Origin of the sequence: Ciceribacter lividus, assembly GCF_003337715.1 — a bacterium.
GTDB lineage: Bacteria > Pseudomonadota > Alphaproteobacteria > Rhizobiales > Rhizobiaceae > Allorhizobium > Allorhizobium lividum.
Genome location: NZ_QPIX01000004.1, coordinates 11896 through 34677 on the forward strand (window position 1 = coordinate 11896; position 22782 = coordinate 34677).

The 22782-nt window shown below is 60.6% G+C and carries 24 protein-coding genes; 15 read left to right on the forward strand and 9 right to left on the reverse strand.

Translation table 11 applies throughout. From position 1 onward, the window contains the following. Nucleotides 1-375 precede the first annotated feature (375 nt). The 5 genes from ffh to trmD all read left to right on the forward strand — a co-directional run bounded on the left by ffh (nucleotide 376) and on the right by trmD (nucleotide 4084). Nucleotides 376-1932, forward strand: coding sequence for a signal recognition particle protein (ffh, locus tag DFR48_RS08420; protein ID WP_114362734.1), 1557 nt, complete (start codon nucleotides 376-378; stop codon nucleotides 1930-1932). Nucleotides 1933-1945: 13 nt separating this feature from the next. Further along, complete coding sequence (locus DFR48_RS08425) at nucleotides 1946-2266, forward strand: chorismate mutase (RefSeq protein ID WP_112690617.1); 321 nt, start codon at nucleotides 1946-1948, stop codon at nucleotides 2264-2266. Nucleotides 2267-2302: 36 nt separating this feature from the next. Then, a complete protein-coding gene (gene rpsP, locus DFR48_RS08430) occupies nucleotides 2303-2680 on the forward strand; it encodes a 30S ribosomal protein S16 (protein ID WP_112690618.1) in 378 nt (125 codons plus the stop codon). A gap of 116 nt (nucleotides 2681-2796) precedes the next feature. Continuing rightward, nucleotides 2797-3369, forward strand: a complete 573-nt coding sequence (gene rimM, locus DFR48_RS08435) for a ribosome maturation factor RimM (RefSeq protein ID WP_114362735.1) — start codon at nucleotides 2797-2799, stop codon at nucleotides 3367-3369. A 10-nt stretch (nucleotides 3370-3379) separates the two neighbouring features. Further along, nucleotides 3380-4084: a tRNA (guanosine(37)-N1)-methyltransferase TrmD gene (gene trmD, locus DFR48_RS08440; RefSeq protein WP_114362736.1), complete on the forward strand. Its 705-nt coding sequence runs from the start codon at nucleotides 3380-3382 to the stop codon at nucleotides 4082-4084. Here the strand turns inward: trmD and DFR48_RS08445 are convergent. Then, on the reverse strand, nucleotides 4066-4812 hold the full coding sequence (locus tag DFR48_RS08445) for a sulfite exporter TauE/SafE family protein (RefSeq protein WP_114362737.1): 747 nt from the start codon (nucleotides 4810-4812) through the stop codon (nucleotides 4066-4068). The two genes, trmD and DFR48_RS08445, sit on opposite strands and share 19 nt — an antisense overlap. Before the next feature lie 263 nt (nucleotides 4813-5075). Between DFR48_RS08445 and rplS the strand changes: the two genes are divergently transcribed. From rplS to DFR48_RS08485, 7 genes are all read left to right on the forward strand, one after another. Then, the gene (gene rplS / locus DFR48_RS08450) at nucleotides 5076-5594 is read left to right on the forward strand and encodes a 50S ribosomal protein L19 (RefSeq protein ID WP_112690622.1); all 519 of its coding nucleotides are present in this window, start codon (nucleotides 5076-5078) and stop codon (nucleotides 5592-5594) included. Between the two features lie 144 nt (nucleotides 5595-5738). Beyond that, nucleotides 5739-6137, forward strand: a complete 399-nt coding sequence (locus tag DFR48_RS08455) for a hypothetical protein (RefSeq protein ID WP_147273518.1) — start codon at nucleotides 5739-5741, stop codon at nucleotides 6135-6137. Between the two features lie 203 nt (nucleotides 6138-6340). After that, nucleotides 6341-7753, forward strand: a complete 1413-nt coding sequence (locus DFR48_RS08460) for a PepSY-associated TM helix domain-containing protein (RefSeq protein WP_114362739.1) — start codon at nucleotides 6341-6343, stop codon at nucleotides 7751-7753. Between the two features lie 179 nt (nucleotides 7754-7932). Next, nucleotides 7933-8727 (forward strand): transporter substrate-binding domain-containing protein, encoded by a 795-nt coding sequence (locus DFR48_RS08465; protein ID WP_114362740.1) that lies wholly within the window; start codon nucleotides 7933-7935, stop codon nucleotides 8725-8727. Between the two features lie 37 nt (nucleotides 8728-8764). Continuing rightward, a complete protein-coding gene (locus DFR48_RS08470; protein ID WP_114362741.1) occupies nucleotides 8765-9589 on the forward strand; it encodes an amino acid ABC transporter permease in 825 nt (274 codons plus the stop codon). Between the two features lie 267 nt (nucleotides 9590-9856). After that, nucleotides 9857-11266, forward strand: coding sequence for a 3-isopropylmalate dehydratase large subunit (gene leuC, locus DFR48_RS08480; protein WP_114362743.1), 1410 nt, complete (start codon nucleotides 9857-9859; stop codon nucleotides 11264-11266). Nucleotides 11267-11385: 119 nt separating this feature from the next. Next, nucleotides 11386-11934 carry a SixA phosphatase family protein gene (locus tag DFR48_RS08485; RefSeq protein ID WP_114362744.1) on the forward strand — a complete coding sequence of 183 codons (549 nt, stop codon included), beginning with the start codon at nucleotides 11386-11388 and terminating at the stop codon, nucleotides 11932-11934. Between the two features lie 21 nt (nucleotides 11935-11955). On the opposite strand, the gene DFR48_RS08490 is transcribed toward DFR48_RS08485, so the two are convergent. Then, on the reverse strand, nucleotides 11956-12459 hold the full coding sequence (locus DFR48_RS08490; protein WP_170141833.1) for a L,D-transpeptidase family protein: 504 nt from the start codon (nucleotides 12457-12459) through the stop codon (nucleotides 11956-11958). Between the two features lie 176 nt (nucleotides 12460-12635). Between DFR48_RS08490 and DFR48_RS08495 the strand changes: the two genes are divergently transcribed. Together DFR48_RS08495 and DFR48_RS08500 are read left to right on the forward strand one after the other, a co-directional pair. Further along, nucleotides 12636-13319: a response regulator transcription factor gene (locus tag DFR48_RS08495; RefSeq protein WP_114362746.1), complete on the forward strand. Its 684-nt coding sequence runs from the start codon at nucleotides 12636-12638 to the stop codon at nucleotides 13317-13319. 15 nt (nucleotides 13320-13334) lie between these two features. Next, nucleotides 13335-13790 carry a cyclic nucleotide-binding domain-containing protein gene (locus DFR48_RS08500; RefSeq protein WP_114362747.1) on the forward strand — a complete coding sequence of 152 codons (456 nt, stop codon included), beginning with the start codon at nucleotides 13335-13337 and terminating at the stop codon, nucleotides 13788-13790. Between the two features lie 8 nt (nucleotides 13791-13798). Here the strand turns inward: DFR48_RS08500 and DFR48_RS08505 are convergent, their stop codons facing one another. The 6 genes from DFR48_RS08505 to tesB all read right to left on the reverse strand — a co-directional run bounded on the left by DFR48_RS08505 (nucleotide 13799) and on the right by tesB (nucleotide 21270). Then, a complete protein-coding gene (locus DFR48_RS08505; RefSeq protein ID WP_114362748.1) occupies nucleotides 13799-14602 on the reverse strand; it encodes an exodeoxyribonuclease III in 804 nt (267 codons plus the stop codon). A 140-nt stretch (nucleotides 14603-14742) separates the two neighbouring features. After that, nucleotides 14743-15375: an outer membrane lipoprotein carrier protein LolA gene (locus tag DFR48_RS08510; RefSeq protein WP_245415555.1), complete on the reverse strand. Its 633-nt coding sequence runs from the start codon at nucleotides 15373-15375 to the stop codon at nucleotides 14743-14745. A gap of 113 nt (nucleotides 15376-15488) precedes the next feature. Next, nucleotides 15489-18176 (reverse strand): FtsK/SpoIIIE family DNA translocase, encoded by a 2688-nt coding sequence (locus tag DFR48_RS08515; protein WP_114362749.1) that lies wholly within the window; start codon nucleotides 18174-18176, stop codon nucleotides 15489-15491. A gap of 254 nt (nucleotides 18177-18430) precedes the next feature. Then, nucleotides 18431-19792: an ammonium transporter gene (locus DFR48_RS08520; RefSeq protein WP_114362750.1), complete on the reverse strand. Its 1362-nt coding sequence runs from the start codon at nucleotides 19790-19792 to the stop codon at nucleotides 18431-18433. A 27-nt stretch (nucleotides 19793-19819) separates the two neighbouring features. Continuing rightward, the gene (locus DFR48_RS08525; protein WP_162699073.1) at nucleotides 19820-20170 is read right to left on the reverse strand and encodes a P-II family nitrogen regulator; all 351 of its coding nucleotides are present in this window, start codon (nucleotides 20168-20170) and stop codon (nucleotides 19820-19822) included. A 197-nt stretch (nucleotides 20171-20367) separates the two neighbouring features. Next, complete coding sequence (tesB, locus tag DFR48_RS08530) at nucleotides 20368-21270, reverse strand: acyl-CoA thioesterase II (protein ID WP_114362751.1); 903 nt, start codon at nucleotides 21268-21270, stop codon at nucleotides 20368-20370. Nucleotides 21271-21355: 85 nt separating this feature from the next. Here tesB and DFR48_RS08535 point away from each other — a divergent pair, with 85 nt between their 5' ends. Continuing rightward, entirely contained in the window at nucleotides 21356-22573 is a 1218-nt protein-coding gene (locus DFR48_RS08535) for a ubiquinone biosynthesis hydroxylase (RefSeq protein WP_114362752.1), read from the forward strand. Between the two features lie 12 nt (nucleotides 22574-22585). On the opposite strand, the gene DFR48_RS08540 is transcribed toward DFR48_RS08535, so the two are convergent. After that, entirely contained in the window at nucleotides 22586-22774 is a 189-nt protein-coding gene (locus tag DFR48_RS08540) for a Trm112 family protein (protein ID WP_112690637.1), read from the reverse strand. Between the last annotated feature and the right edge of the window lie 8 nt (nucleotides 22775-22782).

Here is a 22782-nt window from a genome sequence, read left to right on the forward strand (position 1 = left end):
ATAGTTGTCGTCGTTTATATGGCGGAAAAGCACCGGAATTACCAGTGTGCTTCATGCTCGGTCGGAGCCTTACGGGGCATGAATGGTGGCTGTCCGGGGTGCCCCGAAGGGGGCTCGTGGGCAGATCGACGGGTGCATTCGTCAAGAAGTGGCTGAAATACTTGACTCCGGCGCGGTTTTCCTGTTTACCGCCTGCAAATCTGCGACGAGATAGAGACTCCGAGCCGCCGACCGGGACCCGCCAAGGTATAAAGAGATCCCGGAGGTCAACACCCGACAGCGCGTTGCGCCCTCGGGTGCTTTTTGGTTTTGCGTCTTGTTTTCGGCGGAGAAAAGACCAACGTTTCGGGGATCCGAAACGATAAGGAAGAGCCGATGTTTGAAAACCTCCAGGACCGCCTTGGTTCCATTCTGAATGGACTGACGGGCCGTGGCGCCTTGTCGGAAGCCGATGTTTCCGCCGCGCTGCGCGAGGTACGCCGTGCGCTTCTGGAAGCCGACGTCGCCCTTGAGGTTGTGCGCTCGTTCACCGACCGGGTGCGGGAAAAGGCCGTCGGCGCTGCCGTCCTGAAGTCGATCAAGCCCGGGCAGATGGTCGTCAAGATCGTCCATGACGAACTCGTTGAGATGCTGGGCTCCGAGGGCGTTTCGATCGATCTCAATGCGCCGGCGCCGGTTGTCGTGATGATGGTCGGTCTGCAGGGTTCGGGCAAGACGACAACCACCGGCAAGATCGCCAAGCGCTTGACCGACCGCGAGAAGAAGAAGGTCCTGATGGCCTCGCTCGACACGCGTCGTCCGGCTGCCCAGGAGCAACTGCGTCAGCTCGGCGTGCAGACCGGCATTGACGTTTTGCCGATCATCGCCGGCCAGTCGCCGACCGATATCGCCTCGCGCGCCGTGCAGGCCGCAAAGCTCGGCGGCCATGACGTGGTCATCCTCGACACGGCCGGCCGGACGCATATCGACGAGCCGCTGATGATCGAGATGGCCGAAATCAAGGCCAGGTCGAAGCCGCACGAGATCCTGCTCGTCGCCGATGCGCTGACTGGTCAGGACGCCGTCAATCTCGCGCGCAATTTCGATGAGCGTGTCGGCATCACCGGCCTCGTGCTCACCCGCATGGACGGCGACGGTCGCGGTGGTGCGGCGCTTTCGATGCGCGCGGTCACGGGCAAACCGATCAAGTTGATCGGTGTCGGCGAAAAGATGACGGAACTCGAAGAGTTTCATCCGCGGCGCATCGCCGACCGCATTCTCGGCATGGGCGACATCGTTTCGCTGGTCGAGAGGGCGGCTGAGACGATCGATGCCGAGAAGGCGAAGGCCATGGCCGAGAAGATGGCCAAGGGCAAGTTCGACCTGAACGACCTCGCCGAACAGCTGAAGCAGATGCAGAAGATGGGCGGCATGGGCGGCATCATGGGTCTTATGCCCGGCATGGCCGGCATGAAGGACAAGATGGCCGCCGCCGGGCTGAACGACAAGCTGTTCGGCCGCCAGATCGCCATCATCCAGTCGATGACCAAGGCCGAGCGGGCCAATCCCGACATTCTCAAGCATTCCCGCAAGAAGCGTATCGCCGCCGGCTCCGGCACGGACGCCGCCGAGATCAACAAGCTCCTGAAAATGCACCGCCAGATGGCCGACATGATGAAAATGATGGGCGGCAAGAAGGGCGGCGGCATGATGAAGCAGATGATGGGCGGCCTCGCCGGCAAGATGGGCCTTGGTGGCATGGGCGGGATGCCGGATCTGTCCAGCATGGATCCGAAGCAGATCGAAGCACTTGCCAAGCAGGCGGAAGCGGCGGGGGGCAAGCCGGGTGCACTTCCGGGGCTTGGTGGCGGCGGATTGCCTGGACTGGGCGGAAAGTTGCCGGGTCTCGGTGGTGGGTTCCCGGGTCTTCCCGGGTTGCCGAAGAAGAAGTGAGGCAAGGCACACCATGATCGCTCCGCACGTCAAGGAACAGCTCGCGAGCTACCGTCAGTCGATCGACAATATCGACGCTGCTCTCGTGCACATGCTCGCCGAACGGTTTCGTTGCACGAAGGCGGTCGGCGTTCTCAAGGCCCAATACGATTTGCCGCCGGCCGATCCGGCGCGCGAGGAATACCAGATCGAACGTCTTCGTCGCTTGGCGCAGGACGCCCATCTGGATCCGGATTTCGCAGAAAAGTTCCTGAATTTCATCATCAGGGAAGTTATCCGGCATCATGAAGCAATCGCCGCCGACATCGGCAGCAATTCGGAAAAGACCGCCTGACATCAGGCGGACCAGAAAAGCCCAAGGAGTAAAGAAATGGCACTGAAAATTCGTCTCGCCCGTGGTGGTTCCAAGAAGCGTCCGTACTACCAGATCGTCGTTGCCGACGCCCGCTCGCCCCGCGACGGTCGTTTTCTTGAGAAGGTCGGCGCATGGAACCCGATGCTTCCGAAGGACAGCGAGAAGCGCATCGAACTGAACGTCGAACGCATCAAGGAATGGGTTGCCAAGGGCGCCCAGCCGACCGACCGCGTTCTGCGTTTCATGGCTGAAGCCGGCCTCGCCGCTCGCGACGCCCGCAACAATCCGGAAAAGGCAAAGCCGGGCAAGAAGGCCCTGGAGCGCATCAAGGAAAAGGAAATGAAGGCCGCCGAGGCCGCTGCCGCTGCTGCCGAAGCAAGCGCCGCGGAGTAATTTCCATTCCCTGCGAATCCGACGGGCGGCAGCATCTTGCCGCCCGTTTTTCATTTCCTTTCACCGTGCTTCGTCCTAAAAGACAGCATAATGAAGATCTCGGATGGCCAGTACTCATGACGACCCTTAGGAATCCTGTTCTGATGGCTACTGTGGGCGCCGCCCAGGGGCTCCGGGGAGAGGTTCGCGTCAAGGCGTATACGGCCGATCCGATGGCGCTCGGCGATTATGGCAACCTGCGGAGCCTTGACGGTCGGGTCTTCGAGATTCTCGAAATTCGCGAGGCGAAGAACGTGGCGATCGTGCGCTTCCGTGGCGTGAATGATCGCAATGCAGCCGAGGCGCTGAACGGACTCGAGCTTTACATCGAGCGGGACGCACTTCCTGATGGCGAGCTCGAGGACGACGAGTTCTACTATGCTGATCTCGAAGGCCTCGATGTCTATGACGGTGCCGGTAAGCACTACGGGTCAGTGTCCGCTGTGTTCGACTTCGGGGCGGGGGATCTGCTGGAAATCAAGGGGCCTGGCAAACGACCCGTCCTCATCCCGTTCTCGGAGACGGCTGTGCTTGAGATAGATCTCGAAAGCGGCCGTCTGCTGATCGACCCCATCGCGGCAGGCCTCGAGGAGGAGGGCAAGCCACCGCGCAGGGACGGACAGAGTTCCAAAAGTCCCGACGAGAGGTAAACGGCCGGACATGGGCTTCCGAGCGACGATCCTTACCCTCTACCCCGAAATGTTTCCCGGCCATCTGGGTTTCTCGCTTGCGGGTCGCGCACTCGAGCGCGGTCAGTGGACGATGGAGACCGTTCAGATTCGCGACTTCGCCGCTGACAGACATCGGACGGTTGATGATACGCCGGCTGGCGGCGGCGCCGGCATGGTGCTCAAACCGGACGTACTGGCGCGAGCGATCGATGACGTGGCGAAGGACGACCGGCCGAGGCTGTTGATGAGCCCCAGGGGCAAGCCACTGACGCAGCAACGGGTGCGGCAACTCGCGTCCGGCGAGGGTGTGGTAATCGTCTGCGGCCGTTTTGAAGGTGTCGATCAACGCGTCATCGAAGCCCGCGATCTCGAGGAAGTCTCGATCGGCGACTATATCCTCTCGGGAGGGGAGCCGGCGGCGCTTGTCGTCCTCGATGCTGTTGTCCGCATCCTGCCGGGGGTCATGGGCAACGAACTTTCCGGGGTCCACGAGAGCTTCGAAGGCGGTCTCTTGGAACATCCACAATATACCCGCCCGCAGATCTTCGAGGGGCGAGAGATTCCCGTGGTGCTGACGTCGGGCAATCACGGCGCGATCGAGAAGTGGCGTCACGAACAGGCGCTTGCTCTCACAAAGGAGAGACGTGCGGACCTCTTGAGCGGCAACACCGGGTCTCAGCCGGTGAAGAAATAGTAGGCTGCTAGAGCCAGCCCGAGGGCCACGACGATCCAGCGCAGCAGGGCCTGTGGCGCACGCCTGGCGATGCCGACGCCGGCGTAGCCTCCTAGCGCAACGGCCGGCACCATGATGGCGGCGTGCAGCCAGGAAATGGCACCGGCGGATGTGAAGACGGCAATCGCAACCGCGGCGATGACGATCGAGAGGAAGTTCTTCAGCGCGTTGAGACGGTGATAGTCGCCACCGCTGGCAAGTCCCAGTGAGGCGAGCATCATGATGCCCATGCCGGCGCCGAAGAAACCTCCGTAGAAGGAGGTCGCCGTCTGCAGCCCGAGACCGAGCGGGCTCGCGGGATGGCTTTCTCCCGCATTCTTGGGCCGCAGTTTCGGCCCGACGGCGAAGACCGCGGTCGCCGCGACCAGCAGCCAGGGAACCATGGCGCGAAAGGCAGGATTGGAGAGAGATACGAGGAACAGAGCGCCGCCTAGGGAGCCGGCCGCCGACACGAGTGCCAGGACGACCGTGCCCTTGCCGATCGCCTTCAGTTCGCGCAGGTATGCAAGAGTCGAGGTGATATAGCCCGGAAACTGGGTAATCGACGAGGTGGCGTTGGCGGCGATCGGAGGAAGACCGGCAAGCGTCATGGCTCCAAAGGTCAGGAAAGTGCCACCACCCGCGATGGCATTGACCACGCCCGACAGGAAACCGGCGACAAACAGAAGCACAATGACGGCCAAGGTCATGATCTCACCCCTCCAGATGCACGGCATGCATATTCGTTCTGACCGTTGTCGGCAAGCTTGCGCGACGGGGACAAAAGAGGCGGGAGGGGGTGACAAGCCGCTTCGTTTCGTGTATTGGCACGCGCGGAAATGGGCTTTTGCCCGTCTGCCACAACAAAGAACTGCGTATCCGCTCCGACCCATACGGGTCAATATCCCGAGGCATGGCCAAGGGATCACGGTCGAGCGCTCTGGCTGTTTCAGAAGAAATCGAGGTTAGACAGATGAACATCATTCAGCAGCTGGAAGCCGAACAGGCCGCCAAGATCGAAGCCAAGCGCAAGCTCCCGGAATTCTCCCCGGGCGACACGCTCCGCGTCAACGTCACCGTCAAGGAAGGCAACCGTACCCGCGTTCAGGCCTATGAAGGCGTGTGCATCGCTCGTTCGGGCGCCGGCATCAACGAGAGCTTCACGGTTCGCAAGATCTCCTACGGCGAAGGCGTCGAGCGCGTATTCCCGGTCTACTCGCCGCTCGTTGAAAGCGTCGAAGTCGTGCGCCGTGGTAAGGTCCGTCGCGCCAAGCTCTACTACCTGCGCGATCGTCGCGGCAAGTCGGCTCGCATCGTCGAGAACACCGGCACCCGCGCCCGCAAGCTCAACGAAAACGAGCGCGCTGCGATCGCCGAGGAAAAGGCACGCATCGAAGCTGAAAAGGTCGCAGCAGCCCAGGCTCTCGCTGCCGAAAAGGCAGCCGCAGAAGCCGCTGAAAAGGCCGCTGCCGCCGAAGGCGCAGCAGAATAGGATTTCCCACAGCGGGTTTGGAAAGGCGGCTTTCGAGCCGCCTTTTTTGTTTCGCCCGTTCGCCAACGACGTTCCGGAATGGCGAATCGCCGCTTGCGCACCACGGTGGCTGCTGTACATTCTCTCGGCTACCCGGGGGAGGCGATGCGACGTAGAACAACGACATGGCAGATGGCGACGCGTGTTTTGTGCGTGGTCACGCTTGTCTTCATTGGCTTCGTTCATCGCGCACCCGCAGTTGCCACCTCCAGCCTTTCCGCGAGCGAGATAGCAGCCTTCACCTTGCCCGACGGCAGTTGGCCGGCGCTCTGCCTTCCCGGTGACGGTAAGGCTGGTGGTGACAACGGCCAAATGGCCGGTGGCGGTTGCGAAGCCTGTCGCCTCGCGGCGGGTATGCTCCTTCCGCAGCCGGAGGATGCAATCGGCAGACGCCTGCCCGATGTCCTCGACATTCTTCCAACCGTTCGTGTTGCCGTTGCGAGCTTCCGGCATTTCTCACCGAACGCCGCGCCGAGAGCGCCTCCTTTCCCGACCGTCGCCTGAACCCGGCCGCGCGGACTCCGCGTTCGCTCGCCGGGTACGTGTTCACAGCCTCGAACGATCTTCCTTCAGATTGCTTATCTGCTGCGGCCCAAGATGGCCTCAGTGTGTGAGATCCTGGCGCTATGAGCCGTCCATCCATTCTCTGCCCGCTCGTGTGTAGCGCTGGCGGAGCCTCCAGGCACTCTTCTTCTTTGAGGTAACTCATGTCCATTCTCGTCGAAACACCGGCGGTTCAGAAATCCTCTTCCCTTGCCCAGCGTTTCTACTTTACCGCGTGGCGCTGGCACTTCTATGCCGGGCTCTACGTGGCTCCCTTCCTGATCATGCTCGCTGTTACCGGTCTCGTCATGCTGTGGTCCGCCGTCCTTGTCGGACGTGACGGCGAAAAGGTATATGCGGTCAGCCCCAGCGGAGTCGAAGCTCCGATGGTCCAGCAGGCCGAAGCCGCACTTTCGGCGGTTCCGGGTGGCGCGCTCGTGCAATACATCGCACCACGCACGTCGGAGCAGGCTGCGATCTTTCGTGTCAATCTCGGCGATGCTTCCACGATGGTAGCGGTGGATCCCTATTCCGCTGCGGTGCTCGGAAGCTGGGAGCGACGCCACGGCCTTTACGACCTTGCTGATACGATTCACGGCACGCTTCTGATCGGTGACATCGGCGATCGGTTCATTGAAGTCGCGGCCGGTTTCGGTGTCGTCTTGATCATCACCGGGCTCTATCTCTGGTGGCCGCGTAATGGTGGAGGCCTCTCGTCCGTGCTGGTGCCGAGACTATCGGCGAGCGGTCGGCAGCTTTGGAAATCGCTGCACCAGACTGTCGGGTTCTATGCTTCCCTGATCCTACTTGTCTTCCTCCTCTCGGGCCTCACATGGGCAGGTGTTTGGGGTGAGAAGTTCACGCAGGCGTGGAGCACGTTCCCGGCGGAAAAATGGGATAATGTTCCGTTGTCAGACGTCACTCACGCCAGTATGAACCACGGCGGCATCAAAGAGGTGCCCTGGACGCTGGAGAAAGCCCGGATGCCGGCCTCCGGTTCGCAATCCGGCATTCCGGGCATAGTCCAGGGCGAACCCGTAGACTTCGGCAGCGTTGTTGCCTTCGCCCGTCAGCTTGGCTTCGACCATCGTTTCGAACTTGCGTTCCCGTCTGGCGAAACGGGTGTCTGGACGATCTCACACGATACCATGAGCAATGACGGCGGCGATCCGACTTCCGACCGGACGGTGCACATCGACCGCTACAGCGGAAATGTGCTCGCGGACGTCGCCTTCAAGGATTACGGACTGGCGGGAAAGGCTATGGCGATCGGCATAGCCTTTCACGAAGGTGACATGGGCACCTGGAACATCACCCTGGTAACGCTCTATTGCCTCTCGGTGATCTTCCTTTCCGTCAGTGGCGTGGTCATGTGGTGGAAGCGGCGACCGAACGGTGCCCGCCGTTTGGTCGCCCCGAACGTGCCGGACACAACGCCGGTATGGAAGGTGGGTATGGTCATTATGTTTGCGGTATCGTTGCTCTTTCCGCTGACTGGGGCTGTGCTGATTACGGTGCTCGCGTTCGACATGCTCATTGTTCGGTATTTCAAGCCACTGAAGAGAATTCTGAGCTGATATTTTCCGAGAGGAGCTGCGGTCCGCCGTCTCGACAGCAGGACCGCAGAGCCGTTTCGTGGCGTCGTGCCTCTCGGAGCACCGATGTTGCGCAACTCCCCGGATACTGGGTGGTTCCTCCCTTGCAACGGCAGAAGAAATTGTGACACTCTGCCGTTGCCACAATTCAGGAGACCACAATGTTCATTCGCCGCGCCGTCCTTGCCGGTTTGTCCCTTCTTGTCCTCGCGCCCTTCTCTTTCTCTGCCGATTTGCCGGATCTCGGCGGCAAGACCGTTGTGGTTGTGACGGAGAATGCCTATCCCCCGCTGCAGTTTGTCGATCCCAAGAGTGGGGAGGCGATCGGCTGGGAATACGATGCGATGAACGAGATCGCCAAGCGGCTGAATTTCAAAATCGAGTATCAGAACACCTCTTGGGACGCGATGATTCAGTCCGTTTCGGACGGACAATACCAGATCGGCATGACCGGCATCACCATCAAGGACGACCGCAAGGAGAAGGTCGATTTTTCGGACCCTTACATGCGTTCGCAGCAGCTTATGCTGGTACGAGGAGACGAGGCGAGGTTCAGCGACGCAAAGAGTTTTGCAGCGCTCGAAAGCGGCCTCGTCGGTGCGCAGCCCGGTACCAGCCCGTTCTACACGGCGGTCTATGAGATTCTCGACGGCAACGAACAGAACCCGCGGATCAAGCTGTTCGAGACGTTCGGCGCAACCGTTCAGGCACTAAAGGCCGGTGACGTCGACCTTGTCCTGACCGATAGCACCGCGGGTGAAGGTTACGTCGCCGCCTCGAACGGCAGTCTGAAGATTGTTGGAGAGCCGCTCGGTACAGAGGACTTCGGCTTCATCTTCCCCAAAGGGTCCGACCTCGTCGTCCCGGTCAATGCGGCCATTGCGGCCTTGAAGGCAGATGGCACGTTCGAAACGCTGAACAAGAAATGGTTCCTCGACTACAAGATGGGCGAATGACCACGCCCCTTCCTTCCTTGGGCGGGGCGCTCTTCTGATGGGCTTTCAAACTCTACCCGGTACGAGTGACAAAGGCGATCGGCCGTGGTGGTTGGTCGCCTTTGTTACGGCGGCCATTGCCATCGCCACGATCATCGTCGTCAACGAGCTTTACACGCAGGTCTTCAGAATCGTCGCGGCCGGACTCGGCGTGACGATCTTCGTCACGCTTGTCGGCTTCGCGCTGGCCGTCGTGTTGGGGCTCATGATCGCCCTGCTCGGCATGGCACAGAGCCGCATCCTGCGCCAGATCGCACGTTTCTATGTCGAAGTCATCCGTGGCGTTCCTATCCTGGTGCTGCTGTTCTACATCGCCTTTGTGGGCGCACCCGGGTTTGTCGCGCTCTACAACTTGATGACGTCACCGCTTGCTGCAGCGGGGTTCATCGAACCGCTGGTCGTGCGGGACGTTTCGCTGATGTGGCGGGCGATCGTCGCACTGTCTATCGGCTATTCTGCCTTCATAGCGGAGATCTTCCGTGCCGGATTCCAGTCGATCGAAAAGGGACAGATAGAGGCGGCGATGGCGCTCGGTCTCAGTCGTTACCAGCGCTTTCGCCTGGTGGTCTTTCCCCAGGCGATCCGCGTGGTCTTTCCGCCGCTGTCGAACGACTTCGTCGCAATGGTCAAGGATTCGTCGCTGGTCTCCGTCCTCGGCGTCGCCGACATTACTCAGATGGGTAAAGTGTACGCATCCGGCTCCTTTCGCTTCTTCGAAACCTATTCGATCGTCGCCTACATCTATCTGTTGCTGACAGTCGGACTGTCCCTTCTCCTTCGCAGTTTTGAAGGAAGGATGCGGAAGAGGTATTCGGCGCGTTGATCAGTTCGTCGATAGGGCGCGAGTGCCGGAACCAATTTGATTGCCGGTTTTCGCGAAAACTGGTATGAGCCCGGCCATGGAATCTAAGTTCGGATGTCTCGCGCCTCATATTTTCGTGCTGCAGGACCGCAAACGGCTGCCGGCACGTTTTTTCGCGCGCGTCTCCGGGGCGCTCAACTGCCGCCTATCCTGATCGGCCGACTTTCGAGCTGCAGGCGATTTCCGCCCGCCAAGATCCCGTTCCATTCACTCACGGAAGTTGATATCATGAGCGCACCCCGCACCCTTTACGACAAGATCTGGGACGACCATCTGGTCGACCAGCAGGACGATGGCACCTGTCTGATCTACATCGATCGCCATCTGGTCCATGAGGTTACGAGCCCACAGGCCTTCGAAGGTCTCCGCATGGCTGGCCGTGCCGTGCATGCGCCGCAGAAGACGCTTGCAGTCGTTGACCATAACGTGCCGACGACCCCTGATCGCGCTGAGGGGATCAAGAACGAAGAGAGCCGGATCCAGGTCGAGGCGCTTGCCAAGAACGCTGCCGATTTCGACGTCGAGTACTATTCCGAGAAAGACAAGCGCCAGGGTATCGTCCACATCGTCGGACCAGAACAGGGTTTCACTCTGCCCGGGATGACGATCGTTTGCGGTGACAGCCACACATCGACGCACGGCGCCTTTGGTTCGCTTGCGCACGGTATCGGCACGTCCGAGGTCGAGCATGTGCTGGCAACCCAGACGCTGATCCAGAAAAAGGCGAAGAACATGCTGGTGCGCGTCGACGGCAAGTTGCCGGAAGGCGTCACCGCCAAAGACATCATCCTCGCCATCATCGGCGAGATCGGCACGGCTGGCGGAACGGGTCATGTCATCGAGTTCGCCGGTGAGGCCATCCGGGACCTGTCGATGGAAGGCCGCATGACCGTCTGCAACATGACGATCGAGGGCGGCGCGCGTGCCGGCCTCATCGCCCCGGACGAAAAGACCTTCGAATATATCAAGGACAAGCCGCGCGCGCCGAAGGGCGAGGCCTGGGACCAGGCGGTCGCCTACTGGAAGACGCTGCACACCGACGAGGGCGCGCATTTCGACAAGGTCGTCGTGCTCGACGCCGCCAACCTGCCGCCGATCGTCTCCTGGGGCTCCTCTCCGGAAGACGTCGTGTCGATCGAGGGCGTCGTGCCGAACCCGGACGAGATCGCCGACGAGAACAAGCGCGTCTCGAAGTGGCGGGCGCTGGACTACATGGGCCTGAAGCCGGGCACCAAGATGACCGACATCGCCATCGACCGCGTGTTCATCGGCTCGTGCACCAATGGCCGCATCGAGGACTTGCGGGCGGCCGCGAAGGTCGTGGAAGGCAAGAAGGTCGCTTCGTCGGTTTCCGCGATGGTGGTGCCGGGCTCCGGGCTCGTTAAGGAACAGGCTGAGGCAGAGGGTCTGGACAAGATCTTCAAGGATGCCGGCTTCGAATGGCGCGAGCCGGGTTGTTCCATGTGCCTTGCTATGAACGATGACCGTCTGAAGCCGGGTGAACGTTGCGCCTCGACCTCGAACCGCAATTTCGAGGGTCGTCAGGGGTATAAGGGCCGGACGCATCTCGTCTCTCCGGCCATGGCTGCGGCCGCGGCCATCGCCGGTCACTTCGTCGACGTCCGCGACTGGAAATAACAATACCGTCGCATGGCGTTACTCGATGCCGCTCCGAACGGGGCGGCATTTTGCTTTTCGCAACCTTTGACTCCTGTGGCATGCTGCGCCGTCGGCCATGGTGGAATGGAGCAGCGGCGATGGGTGAGCACAACGGCAAAGACGCGGCCAATACACGGCGCCGACTCTTGCTGTTGCGCCACGCCAAGTCGGACTGGCCGGACGATGCCGAGGATCATGAGCGCCCATTGGCAAAGCGTGGCCGAAAGGCAGCCTCGCTCGTCGCGGATTACATGGTGAAGAAGCGTTTGAGGCCAGACGTTGTGCTCGTCTCCGGCGCTCGGCGAACGCGAGAGACATGGGCTTTCATCGAGAGTCGGCTGACAAAGACAACCGAGATACGCATTCTCGAGACGTTGTACGAGGCGCCTGCGGAGCGCATTCTCGCTCTCTTGAGAGACCTCGACCCCAAATACCGGGATGTACTCGTGCTGGCCCACAATCCTGGTCTCCAGGATATTGCGCTTCGGCTCGCAAGCAACGGCGAAGGGGATGCTCTAGCGCGCCTGCGTGACAAGTTCCCAACGGGAGCGCTCGCATGCATCCTTTTCGATGCCGAGGGTTGGAACCAGGTCGGCGAGGGGCGCGGATATCTGGAGCGGTTCGTTGTACCGCGGTCGCTCGCCTGAGATATCCTGCTGCGTGAAGGTTCACAGAATGTGAATACGTGTGCCGCAACGGAAATGGCGGATGAGGCGCAGCATGTCTCTTCGGGCGATCGCGATACAGCCCTCGGTCGGCGTGTAACCCGGGCGCGCCAGATGGAAGAAGATCGCCGAGCCCCTGCCTCGTCGACGTGAAGTGACGTTCCAGTCCATGATCAGGCATATGTCGTAGAGCGAATCGTCGCGCATCAGCCGTTCATGGCTGGCTGCAAAGGGCGCGGAAACCGGCCGGTTATAGGCAGGGTGTCCCGGCTCGTCGCACCACAGCATGCCCGCTTTCGTTCGCGTCATCGGTAACGGCGTGACGAGATTCCTGATACGATCGCCCCGGATGTAACCACCCAGCAGCCGCATCGCCGCGCGGGGAGACCCTCCATCACCTTCCTTCTTGCAGAGAACCGTGCCGGCGCGACCCAAGGCCGCGGGCAACCGAAGGACACCGAACTGCAGGACCGCCCGCGAGTGATCACCGGGTGCGGTGCGAAGCACGACCGGTTGACCCCGGCCGGCAGACTGCTTCCGAAGGGGCGACTTCACGAGATTTTGCCTTGCCTGTGACTCGTTGTATTCATAGCAGCGGAAACGATAACAAAGCGTTCGGTGCTGCCGAAACCCGGATTTTCGATCCGGTCCGGAAAGCGGGCGCAACGACAAGAGGCGAGATCATGACGGCGCGGACAATTCTTCTTGTGGACGACGACGAAGACCTGCGGCAGACGCTCATCGAGCAATTGTCGCTGTATGAAGAATTTTCTCTTCTTCAGGAGGAGACTGCGGCCAAAGGCATCCAGACGGCTCGCAGCGCACAGGTCGATCTTCTCATCATGGATGTCGGACTTCCCGACATGGACGGGCGAGAGGCGGTGAAGTTGCTGCGCAAGAACGGATTCAAGGCGCCGGTCATCATGCTTACCGGACATGATACCGATTCGGACACAATTCTGGGCCTGGAGGCCGGTGCCAACGATTATGTGACCAAGCCGTTCCGTTTTGCCGTACTGCTTGCGCGCATCCGTGCCCAGCTTCGTCAGCATGAGCACAGCGAAGACGCCACCTTCACCGTCGGCCCCTATTTGTTCAAACCGAGCCAGAAGCTGTTGACCACGGAGGACGGCAAGAAAATCCGCTTGACCGAAAAGGAAGCGGCGATCATCCGTTATCTCTACCGGGCGGGCCAGAAGGTGGTCACTCGTGACGTGCTTCTGGAAGAGGTTTGGGGCTACAACTCCGGCGTAACCACTCATACGCTTGAAACCCACGTTTACCGACTGCGACAGAAGATTGAGCACGATCCTTCGAATGCCGAGATCCTGGTGACGGAGAACGGCGGCTACAAGATCGTCCCTTGATTCGGAAAGGCCGCAATGGCGCTGAGCGACGACATCGAACTGCTCTCATATGTGCCCTTGTTTGAAGGGCTGGACAAGGACCAACTGCGGCTGATCGCCTTCGGTGCCGAGCATCGCACGGTTGCAGCGGGACAGGCCTTGTTCCGCGAAAGGTCTCCGGCCGAGTGCGCTTACGTTGTCTCGAGAGGGCGATTGGAGTTGTCTACTTTCGGGCGAGGTGGGAAGCCGAAGGTCGAGGCGGTGGCCGAGAGGGGAACCATGCTCTCGGAACTGGCACTCGTGACCATGGTCGAGCGGAAGTACACGGCGATTGCGCTGGACGATTGCGAGGTGATCAGAATCACCCGAGCCATGTTCCATCGCTTGCTCGAAGAGTATCCCGCGATGGCCGTAGTCGTGCAGGAGCGTATCCGGCGGTCGCTGCGGTCGCTGGTCGAGGGAAGCGCTGCAATAGCGCCACGCTTCGAATAGAAAGTTCCTCAGGCCGAGAAATGAGCCGTCACGGGAACATGATCGGACGGCCTTTCCCATCCGCGGGCCTCTTTCAGGACCTCGATCCTGTCGAGGTACTCTCCGAGATCGGGAGATGACCAGATATGATCCAGTCGGCGCCCGCGGTCGGCCGCCGCCCAGTCTTTCGCCCGATAGCTCCACCACGTATAGAGCTTCTGGGAGGGATCTATGGCCTGACGCATCAGATCGAGCCATCCTCCGCGACCGATGACTTCCAGAAGCCCTTCCGTCTCGACCGGTGTATGGCTGACGATCTTCAGCATTTGTCTATGAGACCAGACGTCGTTCTCGAATGGCGCGATGTTGAGATCTCCGACCAGGATCGATGAAACGCCAGGCTCCGCATTGGCTCGCAAGGCTTTCATCTCGTCGACGAAACTCAACTTGTGCGCAAACTTGGGATTGGCAGTCGGATCCGGTTCGTCGCCTCCCGCCGGGACATAGAAATTGTGCAGCCGGATACGTCTGCCAGCCCATTCGAAAATCGCCGAGATGTGGCGAGCGTCGCCCATTCCACAATAGTCTTGGCGATGATCCTCGCTGAGCGGCAGTTTCGAAACGATGGCGACGCCGTGATAGCCCTTTTGGCCGTGGAGGATGATGTTGCCGTATCCAAGCTCCCGCAGTGCGTCTGCCGGGAACTCCTCGTTTTGACATTTGATTTCCTGGAGGCACAGGATGTCGGGTGTGAACTGCTCGAGGAATTGCACGACAATTGGCAACCGCAGCCGCACCGAGTTGATGTTCCACGTGGTGATCGAAAGAGCCACGGCGATTTTCTCCTTCTCGGGGACGGTAAGCGCCCAACGAACCTGGATGAAGAACTAGGACGTTCTATCCGTCGTGAATAGCCGAAAGCCGGAGGCGCCAGCGGGCGCCACCGCTCTTCTCCACAGACAATCCGGTGATGTCAGCGTTTCTGGCTGTGAACGTCGCTGTAGGGAATTTCAAAGACGCTCGGATCGAATGCCGTCCCGGTCTTCACATTGAAGATCATCACGGTGGTATCCTTCGCCTGAGCATCCGTGATCGTCCACTGACGCAGGTCGAAGGTCTTTGGATCGAACATGAGGGTTATGGTCGAGTCGCCGAACACCGTCCTGTCGCCGAGGACGATCGTGGTCAGATCTGATTCTTCCTTGACGTCGCGGACCATCTGGTGCCCGAGATCGATCCTGTTGGACAGGAGCAGGCTGAGCGGCGTCTTCGACAAGGGGTACAGATCCCAGGTCTTCAGCTTGGTGTTGCCGATGACGACGTTCTTGCCATCCGAGATTACCCGCATCGGCGAAGGCTTCTCGTAGTTGAAGCGCAGCTTTCCCGGGCGCTCAATGAAGAATTTTCCGCCCGTCTGTTCGCCGCGTGGGCCGAATTGCACGAACTCGCCCATCATTGTCTTAACCGACGAAAAATGGTCGGCGATCTTCTGTGCGGCGTCCGAGGCGTTGGTAACGGCAAGAGCGGGCAGGGGCAGGGCGGCGGCCGTGAGCAGCGCGGCTGCGCCGACGAGAAACGCCCTGCGCTCGGTTTTCACGTGAATCATTGGATACTCCTTGATTTGTCCCTGCATGGCCGAGAAACGCGGCGCCATCATGACGATACCGGTCGAGCCGGCGGATGGTTTCGGACGCCGGCGTCGGGCGGCAAAGGCCGCCACTAGCGCTCGATGATGTCGGCCTCCGTAGGCACGAGAATTTCGCGTTTTCCGGCGTGGTTCGCAGGTCCGATGATGCCTTCCTGCTCCATGCGCTCGATCAACGACGCCGCACGGTTGTAACCGATCCCGAGGCGTCGCTGGATATACGATGTCGACGCTTTTCCGTCGCGGAGCACGATCGCCACAGCCTGGTCATAGGGATCGTCGGAGTCGGCAAGGTTGGAGGTCCCGCCGTGTCCGGCATCGTCCTCATCCTCCTCGTCGGCGGTGATCGCGTCGAGATACTGCGGCGCGCCCTGCGTCTTCAGGTAAGCGACGATCTCCTCGACTTCGTTATCGGAGACGAAGGGGCCATGAACACGCTGGATCCGTCCGCCGCCGGCCATGTAGAGCATGTCGCCCATGCCGAGCAGTTGCTCCGCTCCCTGTTCACCGAGAATGGTGCGGCTGTCGATCTTCGAGGTCACCTGGAACGAGATACGTGTCGGGAAGTTCGCCTTGATTGTACCGGTAATGACGTCGACGGACGGCCGCTGCGTCGCCATGATGACATGAATGCCGGCCGCTCGCGCCATCTGGGCAAGGCGCTGAACCGCGCCTTCGATGTCCTTGCCGGCGACCATCATGAGGTCTGCCATCTCGTCGATGATGACGACGATGTAGGGGATTGGCTGGAGGTCGAACTCTTCCGTTTCGTAGATCGCCTCGCCCGTCTGCCGGTCAAAGCCAGTCTGTACAGTGCGCGTCAGGACCTCGCCCTTGGCGAGCGCCTGTTCGACGCGGCTATTGAAGCCGTCGATGTTGCGCACGCCGATTTTCGACATCTTCTTGTACCGTTCTTCCATCTCCCGAACGGTCCATTTCAGAGCCACGACCGCCTTCTTGGGATCGGTGACGACCGGCGACAGGAGATGAGGAATTCCGTCGTAGACGGAAAGCTCCAGCATTTTCGGGTCGATCATGATCAGGCGGCACTTCTCCGGCGGAAGCCGGTAGAGCAGCGACAGGATCATCGTATTGATGGCCACCGACTTGCCGGAGCCGGTCGTACCGGCCACCAGAAGGTGCGGCATCTTGGCAAGGTCTGCGATCACCGGCTCGCCACCGATGGTCTTGCCAAGGGTCATCGCCAGCTTCGCCTTGCTGGCCTCGAAATCGTGACTGGCGATAAGTTCGCGCAGATAGACCGTTTCGCGCGTCTGGTTCGGCAGTTCGATGCCGATGGCGTTGCGGCCTGGAACAACGGCAACACGAGCCGCGATAGCGCTCATCGAGCGGGCGATGTCGTCGGCAAGGCCGATCACACGCGAAGACTTGATGCCGGGGGCGGGTTCCAGCTCATACAGGGTAACGACAGGTCCCGGTCTGACGTGGATGATGTCGCCCCTGATGCCAAAGTCCTCCAGGACGCCTTCCAGCATGCGGGCATTCTGTTCCAGTGCGTCGGCCGATAGCATCGCTGCGCGGCCGACGTTCTTCGGCTCCGCGAGAAGATGCACGGACGGGAGCTGGAAGCCTTCGGGGCGAATGAAAGAGGCCTGTGCTTCTCTCTCGACGCGTGCGCTGGGCTTCGGACGCGCGGGAGGTGCGGCAATACGCGGGGAGACCCGCCCGCTGGAGGGGGACCTTGCATCGCCGGAAGGCGCCTTGATCCAGTCGTCACCGTCATCATCCGGCAGGACACCTGCAGGACGGGCGTCGTCCAGATCGAATGGCGGATCGTCATCGAGGCCAAGATCGGAGTGATCGCCCATCATCGGAGGCGGTGCGACGACGGATCGTTGCCGCCCAAGACCAGCTGGCGACGTCGTGTCCATCGACGGTTCCCTGCGGATTCCGGCGCCGCCCTTTGCCCGTGTCGGTTCGGTCAGCGGGCCGAATTCATCCTCGTTGAAGTCGTAGGGTTGATCGAAGCGATTGCGGTTGTGCTCGGACGGCTTGAGACCCAGGAGGCGTCGCACGCGGGCGCGGGCCGTATACCAGCTGTGGGCAATCGCTCCGAGGGCCAGCCAGCCCCCGTCATCCTCATCAGTCTCGTCCTCGAATGCCGGTTCGATCCGCGTGGACTTTGCAGGTGCCCTGGCCGGTGTAAGTCCCTCTTCATCGTCGGTGGTCCTGCCGACCAGGCCCGCGGCGAAGAGCAATGACCAGGCTGCAGGAACGGCCAGTATTGCGCTGACGACCATGGAGGCCGTCCCGGTGGGATAGCTGCCGATAAAAAGCCCGGGAAAGCGAAGAATGGCGTCGCCGAGGACGCCGCCGATTCCGTTGGGGATCGGCCATGTCAGTGGCGGCGGGAAGCAGCCAATGACGGCCGACGAGAGGAGTGAGCCGATCGCCCAGGCGCCAAGACGGGCAGGGAAACGATGGAGTGGGCGGCTGGTGATGAGTGCCAGCGACCAGGCAAGCACGGGAAGCAATGCAATGACGCTCGCGAGCCCCAGAAACTGCAACATGAGGTCCGCGAAGGCGGCACCGCCGCGGCCGAGAATGTTCGTCGGTTCGTTGGCCGTTGCGTAGGAGAAACTCGGGTCCGAGACGTTCCACGTCGCCAATGCCGCGACCGCGAGCATCAGCAGCACAAAAAGCGCGAAACCGGCCAGTGTGAGAAGCTGCCGGAGAAGGAACGCCGTCAAGGCGGAACGATCGCCATGGTCTCCCATCATCACCGAGTTACCTCTGTTCATGTCCTGCCTGCCCGTTTCGAGAATCGTTCACACATGCGCTGCGAACGATGGCTTTCTGGCGCTCTCGCCCTTCGCCGCACAGTAAGCGAGGTACAGTTAATGGCCTATTAACCATCCGCAGGCACTGGCCGCCGCCGGGCAGAGGAGAGGTGACAAAAAAGAAAAGCCCAGGCTTGGTGCCTGGGCTTCGACGGCCGCGGGCGCGACCGTTTGGGTGGGGTCCACGCCGGCTTGGGACCGGCGTGGCTTTGGGCTCAGCTGTGGTACGCGGCTTCGCCGTGCGATGCGAGGTCGAGACCTTCGCGCTCTGCTTCCGGAGCAACACGCAGGCCGATGATCAGGTCGGTGATCTTGTAGAGGATGATCGAGCCGATACCGGTCCATGCGATGGTGACGAGAACAGCCTTGATCTGAACGATGACCTGAGCGCCCATGGTGACGCCTTCAGCATAGCCGATGCCGCCGAGGCTTGCCGAAGCCAGTACGCCGGTGCCGATAGCGCCGAACATGCCACCGATTCCGTGAACGCCGAAGACGTCAGCCGTATCGTCGTAGCCGAACTTGTTCTTCACGACAGAGACGAAGAAGAAGCAAAGCGGGGAAACGAGCAAGCCGAGAATGATGGAGCCCATCGGACCGGCAATACCTGCAGCCGGCGTAACGGCAACGAGACCAGCAACCATGCCGGAGATCGCGCCGAGGACGGAAGCCTTGCCGCGGACGATCTTTTCAACCAGCGACCAGGAGAGGGTTGCTGCGGCGGTGGCAACGAAGGTGTTGACGGTTGCGAGCATTGCGCCGCCAGAAGCTTCGAGGTTGGAACCGGCGTTGAAGCCGAACCAGCCGAACCACAGCATGGCAGCGCCAACCATGGAAAGCGTCAGCGAATGCGGAGCCATCATGTCTTTGCCGAAGCCAATGCGCTTGCCAACCATGATCGCACCGATCAGGCCTGCAATACCGGCGTTGATGTGAACGACCGTGCCGCCAGCGAAGTCGAGAGCGCCCCAGCTGAAGAGAAGGCCGTTGGCGTCCCAGACCATGTGAGCGACCGGGAAGTAGACGAAAGTAACCCAAAGTGCGCAGAACAGAACCGAAGCGCCGAACTTGATGCGCTCAGCGTAAGCGCCGATGATCAGGCCGGGTGTGATGGCTGCGAAGGTCATCTGGAACAGCATGAAGATGTATTCCGGAATGACGGCATCAGAGAAGGTCGCAGCCGTGCTGTCCGGTGTGATACCGGCCAGGAACATCTTGGCGGTGCCGCCGAAGAACGGATTTGTGCCGCCGCCGAATGCGAACGAGTAGCCATAGACGACCCAGATGATCATCACGGTGCAGGCGATAACCGTCGTCTGCATAAGGACCGACAGCATGTTCTTGGTGCGAACAAGGCCGCCATAGAAGAGAGCGAGACCCGGGATGGTCATGAACAGCACGAGGATGGTGCTGAGGAACATGAAGGTCGTGTCGCCCTTGTTCGGAACGGGCGCTGCAGCGGCGGCTTCGGCGACCGCAGGCGCAGCCTCCTGCGCGAAGGCCACGACCGGCGCCAGCAGGGCGGCCGAAGCGGCGCCGATACGGGCGCAAGTGGAAGAAAATTTGGCAAATGACATCAGAAAGACTCCCCTAGCGGCCATTTCTTACAGGGCTTCGGAATTGGTTTCGCCGGTACGAATGCGCACGGCCTGGTCGATCGAGTATACGAAGATCTTGCCATCCCCGATCTGACCCGTCTTGGCAGCGGACGCGATAGCCTCGACTGCCTTGTCCGCGAGCTCCGACGCTACGGCGATTTCGATCTTGAGCTTGGGCAGAAAGCTGACGGCATACTCTGTGCCGCGGTAGATTTCGGTGTGGCCCTTCTGGCGGCCGTAGCCCTTCACCTCGGTTACGGTGAGGCCTTGTATGCCGACGGCTGTGAGGGCTTCGCGCACCTCGTCCAGTTTGAACGGCTTGATAATGGCCATTACAATTTTCATCTGGCGTCCCATCCTTTGTTTGTCCTCGGCTCGGAGCCGACTCTCCTTGCCGCTGGCGACGTGATTTGATCAGCGACCAGCGTGAGACATTCAAAGGGCGTGCCAGATTCTGGGTGCCATATAAGTTATTGAAATGTAAAAGCTATAGTGTGCCCGTTCAATAAAGCGGCACGAAAAGGATATTCATCTGATAAAAATATAGGCAGATTCTATTTTTTGCCTTCGTTTTCATCATTTGCACGATTGCGGATCAGACCCTCTTGCGCAACCGAGGCGATCAGCTGACCAGACCGCGAATAGAGGCTCCCGCGTGTCATGCCTCTTGCGCCCGAAGCACTGGGGCTGTCCTGCGTGTAAAGCATCCAGTCTCCGAGGTCGCAGGGACGATGAAACCACATTGCGTGGTCGAGGCTCGCAACCTGGAGGTTGGGATCAAAAATTGACGTGCCGTGCGCGTAGAGCGAGGTATCCAGCAACGTCATATCGGAAAGATAGGCGAGGATGGCCGCTTGGTAACGATGATCGTCGGGCACCGCTCCCACTGCACGAACCCAGATGTGTGCGGTTGGTTCCAGCTTTTCCTTGGAGACATAGTGGATGAGCGAAACCGGTCTGATCTCGATCGGACGGTTACGCCCCCAATACCGCCGCACGTTCTCGGGCGCATCCGCGAGGAAGATTTCCTTAAACTCCTTTTCGCCGATCAGTTGTTCCGGTGGAGGAACTTCTGGCATCGCCACCTGATGGTCGAAACCGGGTTCCTCCAGCTGGAAGGAGGCCGACATCGAGAAGATCGCTTTGCCGTGCTGGACCGCGACAACGCGGCGGGTTGTGAAGCTTGCGCCGTCACGAATGCGCTCGACCTGATAAATGATCGGCACGGATGGGTCCCCGGGACGCATGAAATAGGCGTGGAGGGAATGGACGAGACGGTCATCCTCGACGCAGCGCTGCGCCGCCATCAATGCCTGGGCAATGACCTGCCCACCGAAGACGCGTTGCCAACCGTTCTGCGGGCTGCTTCCGCGAAAGAGGTTCTCCTCCAGCTTCTCGATATCGAGGGTCTTGATGAGACCGTCCATCGCACTGGGTTCTTCGTTCTGCTGCGACATGTTATGAAGGCCTCGCATGTAGGAAGAAGTTCAAGGCTGATCTATATAGGTGCCTTGCCACACACAAGTGCTAATGGAGTGCGTGATGTTGGATATGTTGGTCGTCGGCGGCGGATATGTCGGGCTTTCGGTGGCGCTGGCGGTCAAGCAGGCCGCGCCGCATCTGTCCGTGGAGGTCGTCGAGGCCGCCCCGGAAGACGCCTGGAAGAAGGACCCCCGTGCCTCGGCGATCATTGCGGCGGCCATCCGCATGCTGGAAGTTTTCGGGATATGGGATCGCATCGAGCCGGAGGCGCAGCCGATCACCAGGATGATCGTGACCGATTCAAAGACGTCCGACCCCGTCCGACCGGTTTTCCTCACGTTTGACGGTGCGGTCGAGGAAGGGCGACCGTTTGCCTATATGATACCGAATGTGGCCATGGTGGGTGCACTGAGGGACGCCTGCGCCAAGGCTGGTGTCGCCATTCGGCATGGGTTGCGCGCCACAGGATTCGAAAATGGTCCGGCTGCCGCAGCGTTGACGCTCTCCGATGGGACGGTGCTGTCCGCCCGACTCGTCGTTGCTTGCGACGGCGTGCGCTCAAAACTGAGAGACATGGCCGGAATCAAGACAATCACCTGGGACTACGGCCAGTCTGGCATCGTCACGACCGTCGAGCATGAGCGGCCGCATGGTGGCTGCGCCGAAGAGCATTTCCTTCCCGCCGGACCCTTCGCCATCCTGCCGTTGAAAGGCAATCGCTCGTCCCTCGTGTGGACGGAGCGCACGGAAGAGGCCGACCGGCTCGTTTCTGCCGACGATCTCGTGTTCGAGGAAGAACTGGAACGTCGTTTCGGTTTCAAGCTGGGCTCTATACGGGCGGTAGGCGACCGACGTGCCTTCCCGCTTGGACTGACATTGGCACGTGCCTTCGTCGCACCGCGCCTTGCGCTCGCAGGCGATGCTGCCCATGGCATTCATCCGATCTCGGGTCAGGGTCTGAATCTCGGCTTCAAGGACGTGGCAGCGCTTGCCCAGACAGTGGTCGAGGCGGACCGTATCGGCCTTGATATCGGCGATCTCAACGTACTCGAACGTTACCAGGAGTGGCGGCGCTTCGACACCTTCCGCATGGGTGTGACGACGGACGTGCTGAACCGCCTGTTCTCGAACGACGTGTCACCTATTCGAGCCATGCGCGATTTCGGATTGGGCCTTGTCGATCGGCTTCCGGGACTGAAATCGTACTTCATTCGTGAAGCGGCCGGAACCGGAGGGGGCGCCGAGCAACCGCGACTTCTGGCGGGCCAGCCGCTTTAATCGGTCGCGTCGTCAGTCTTCGAGCCTGCGCGCTTCGGATACGAGCATGATCGCGACGCCGTCGCGAACCGGATAGGCGAGCTTCGCCTTTTCCGAAACCAGTTCGTTTTTCTGTCGGTCATAGGTCAGGTGGGTTTGTGTCAGCGGACAGACGAGAAGCTCCAGAAGCTTCGGATCGACTGTGCTCGTTCGGCTATCCATACCGGTCG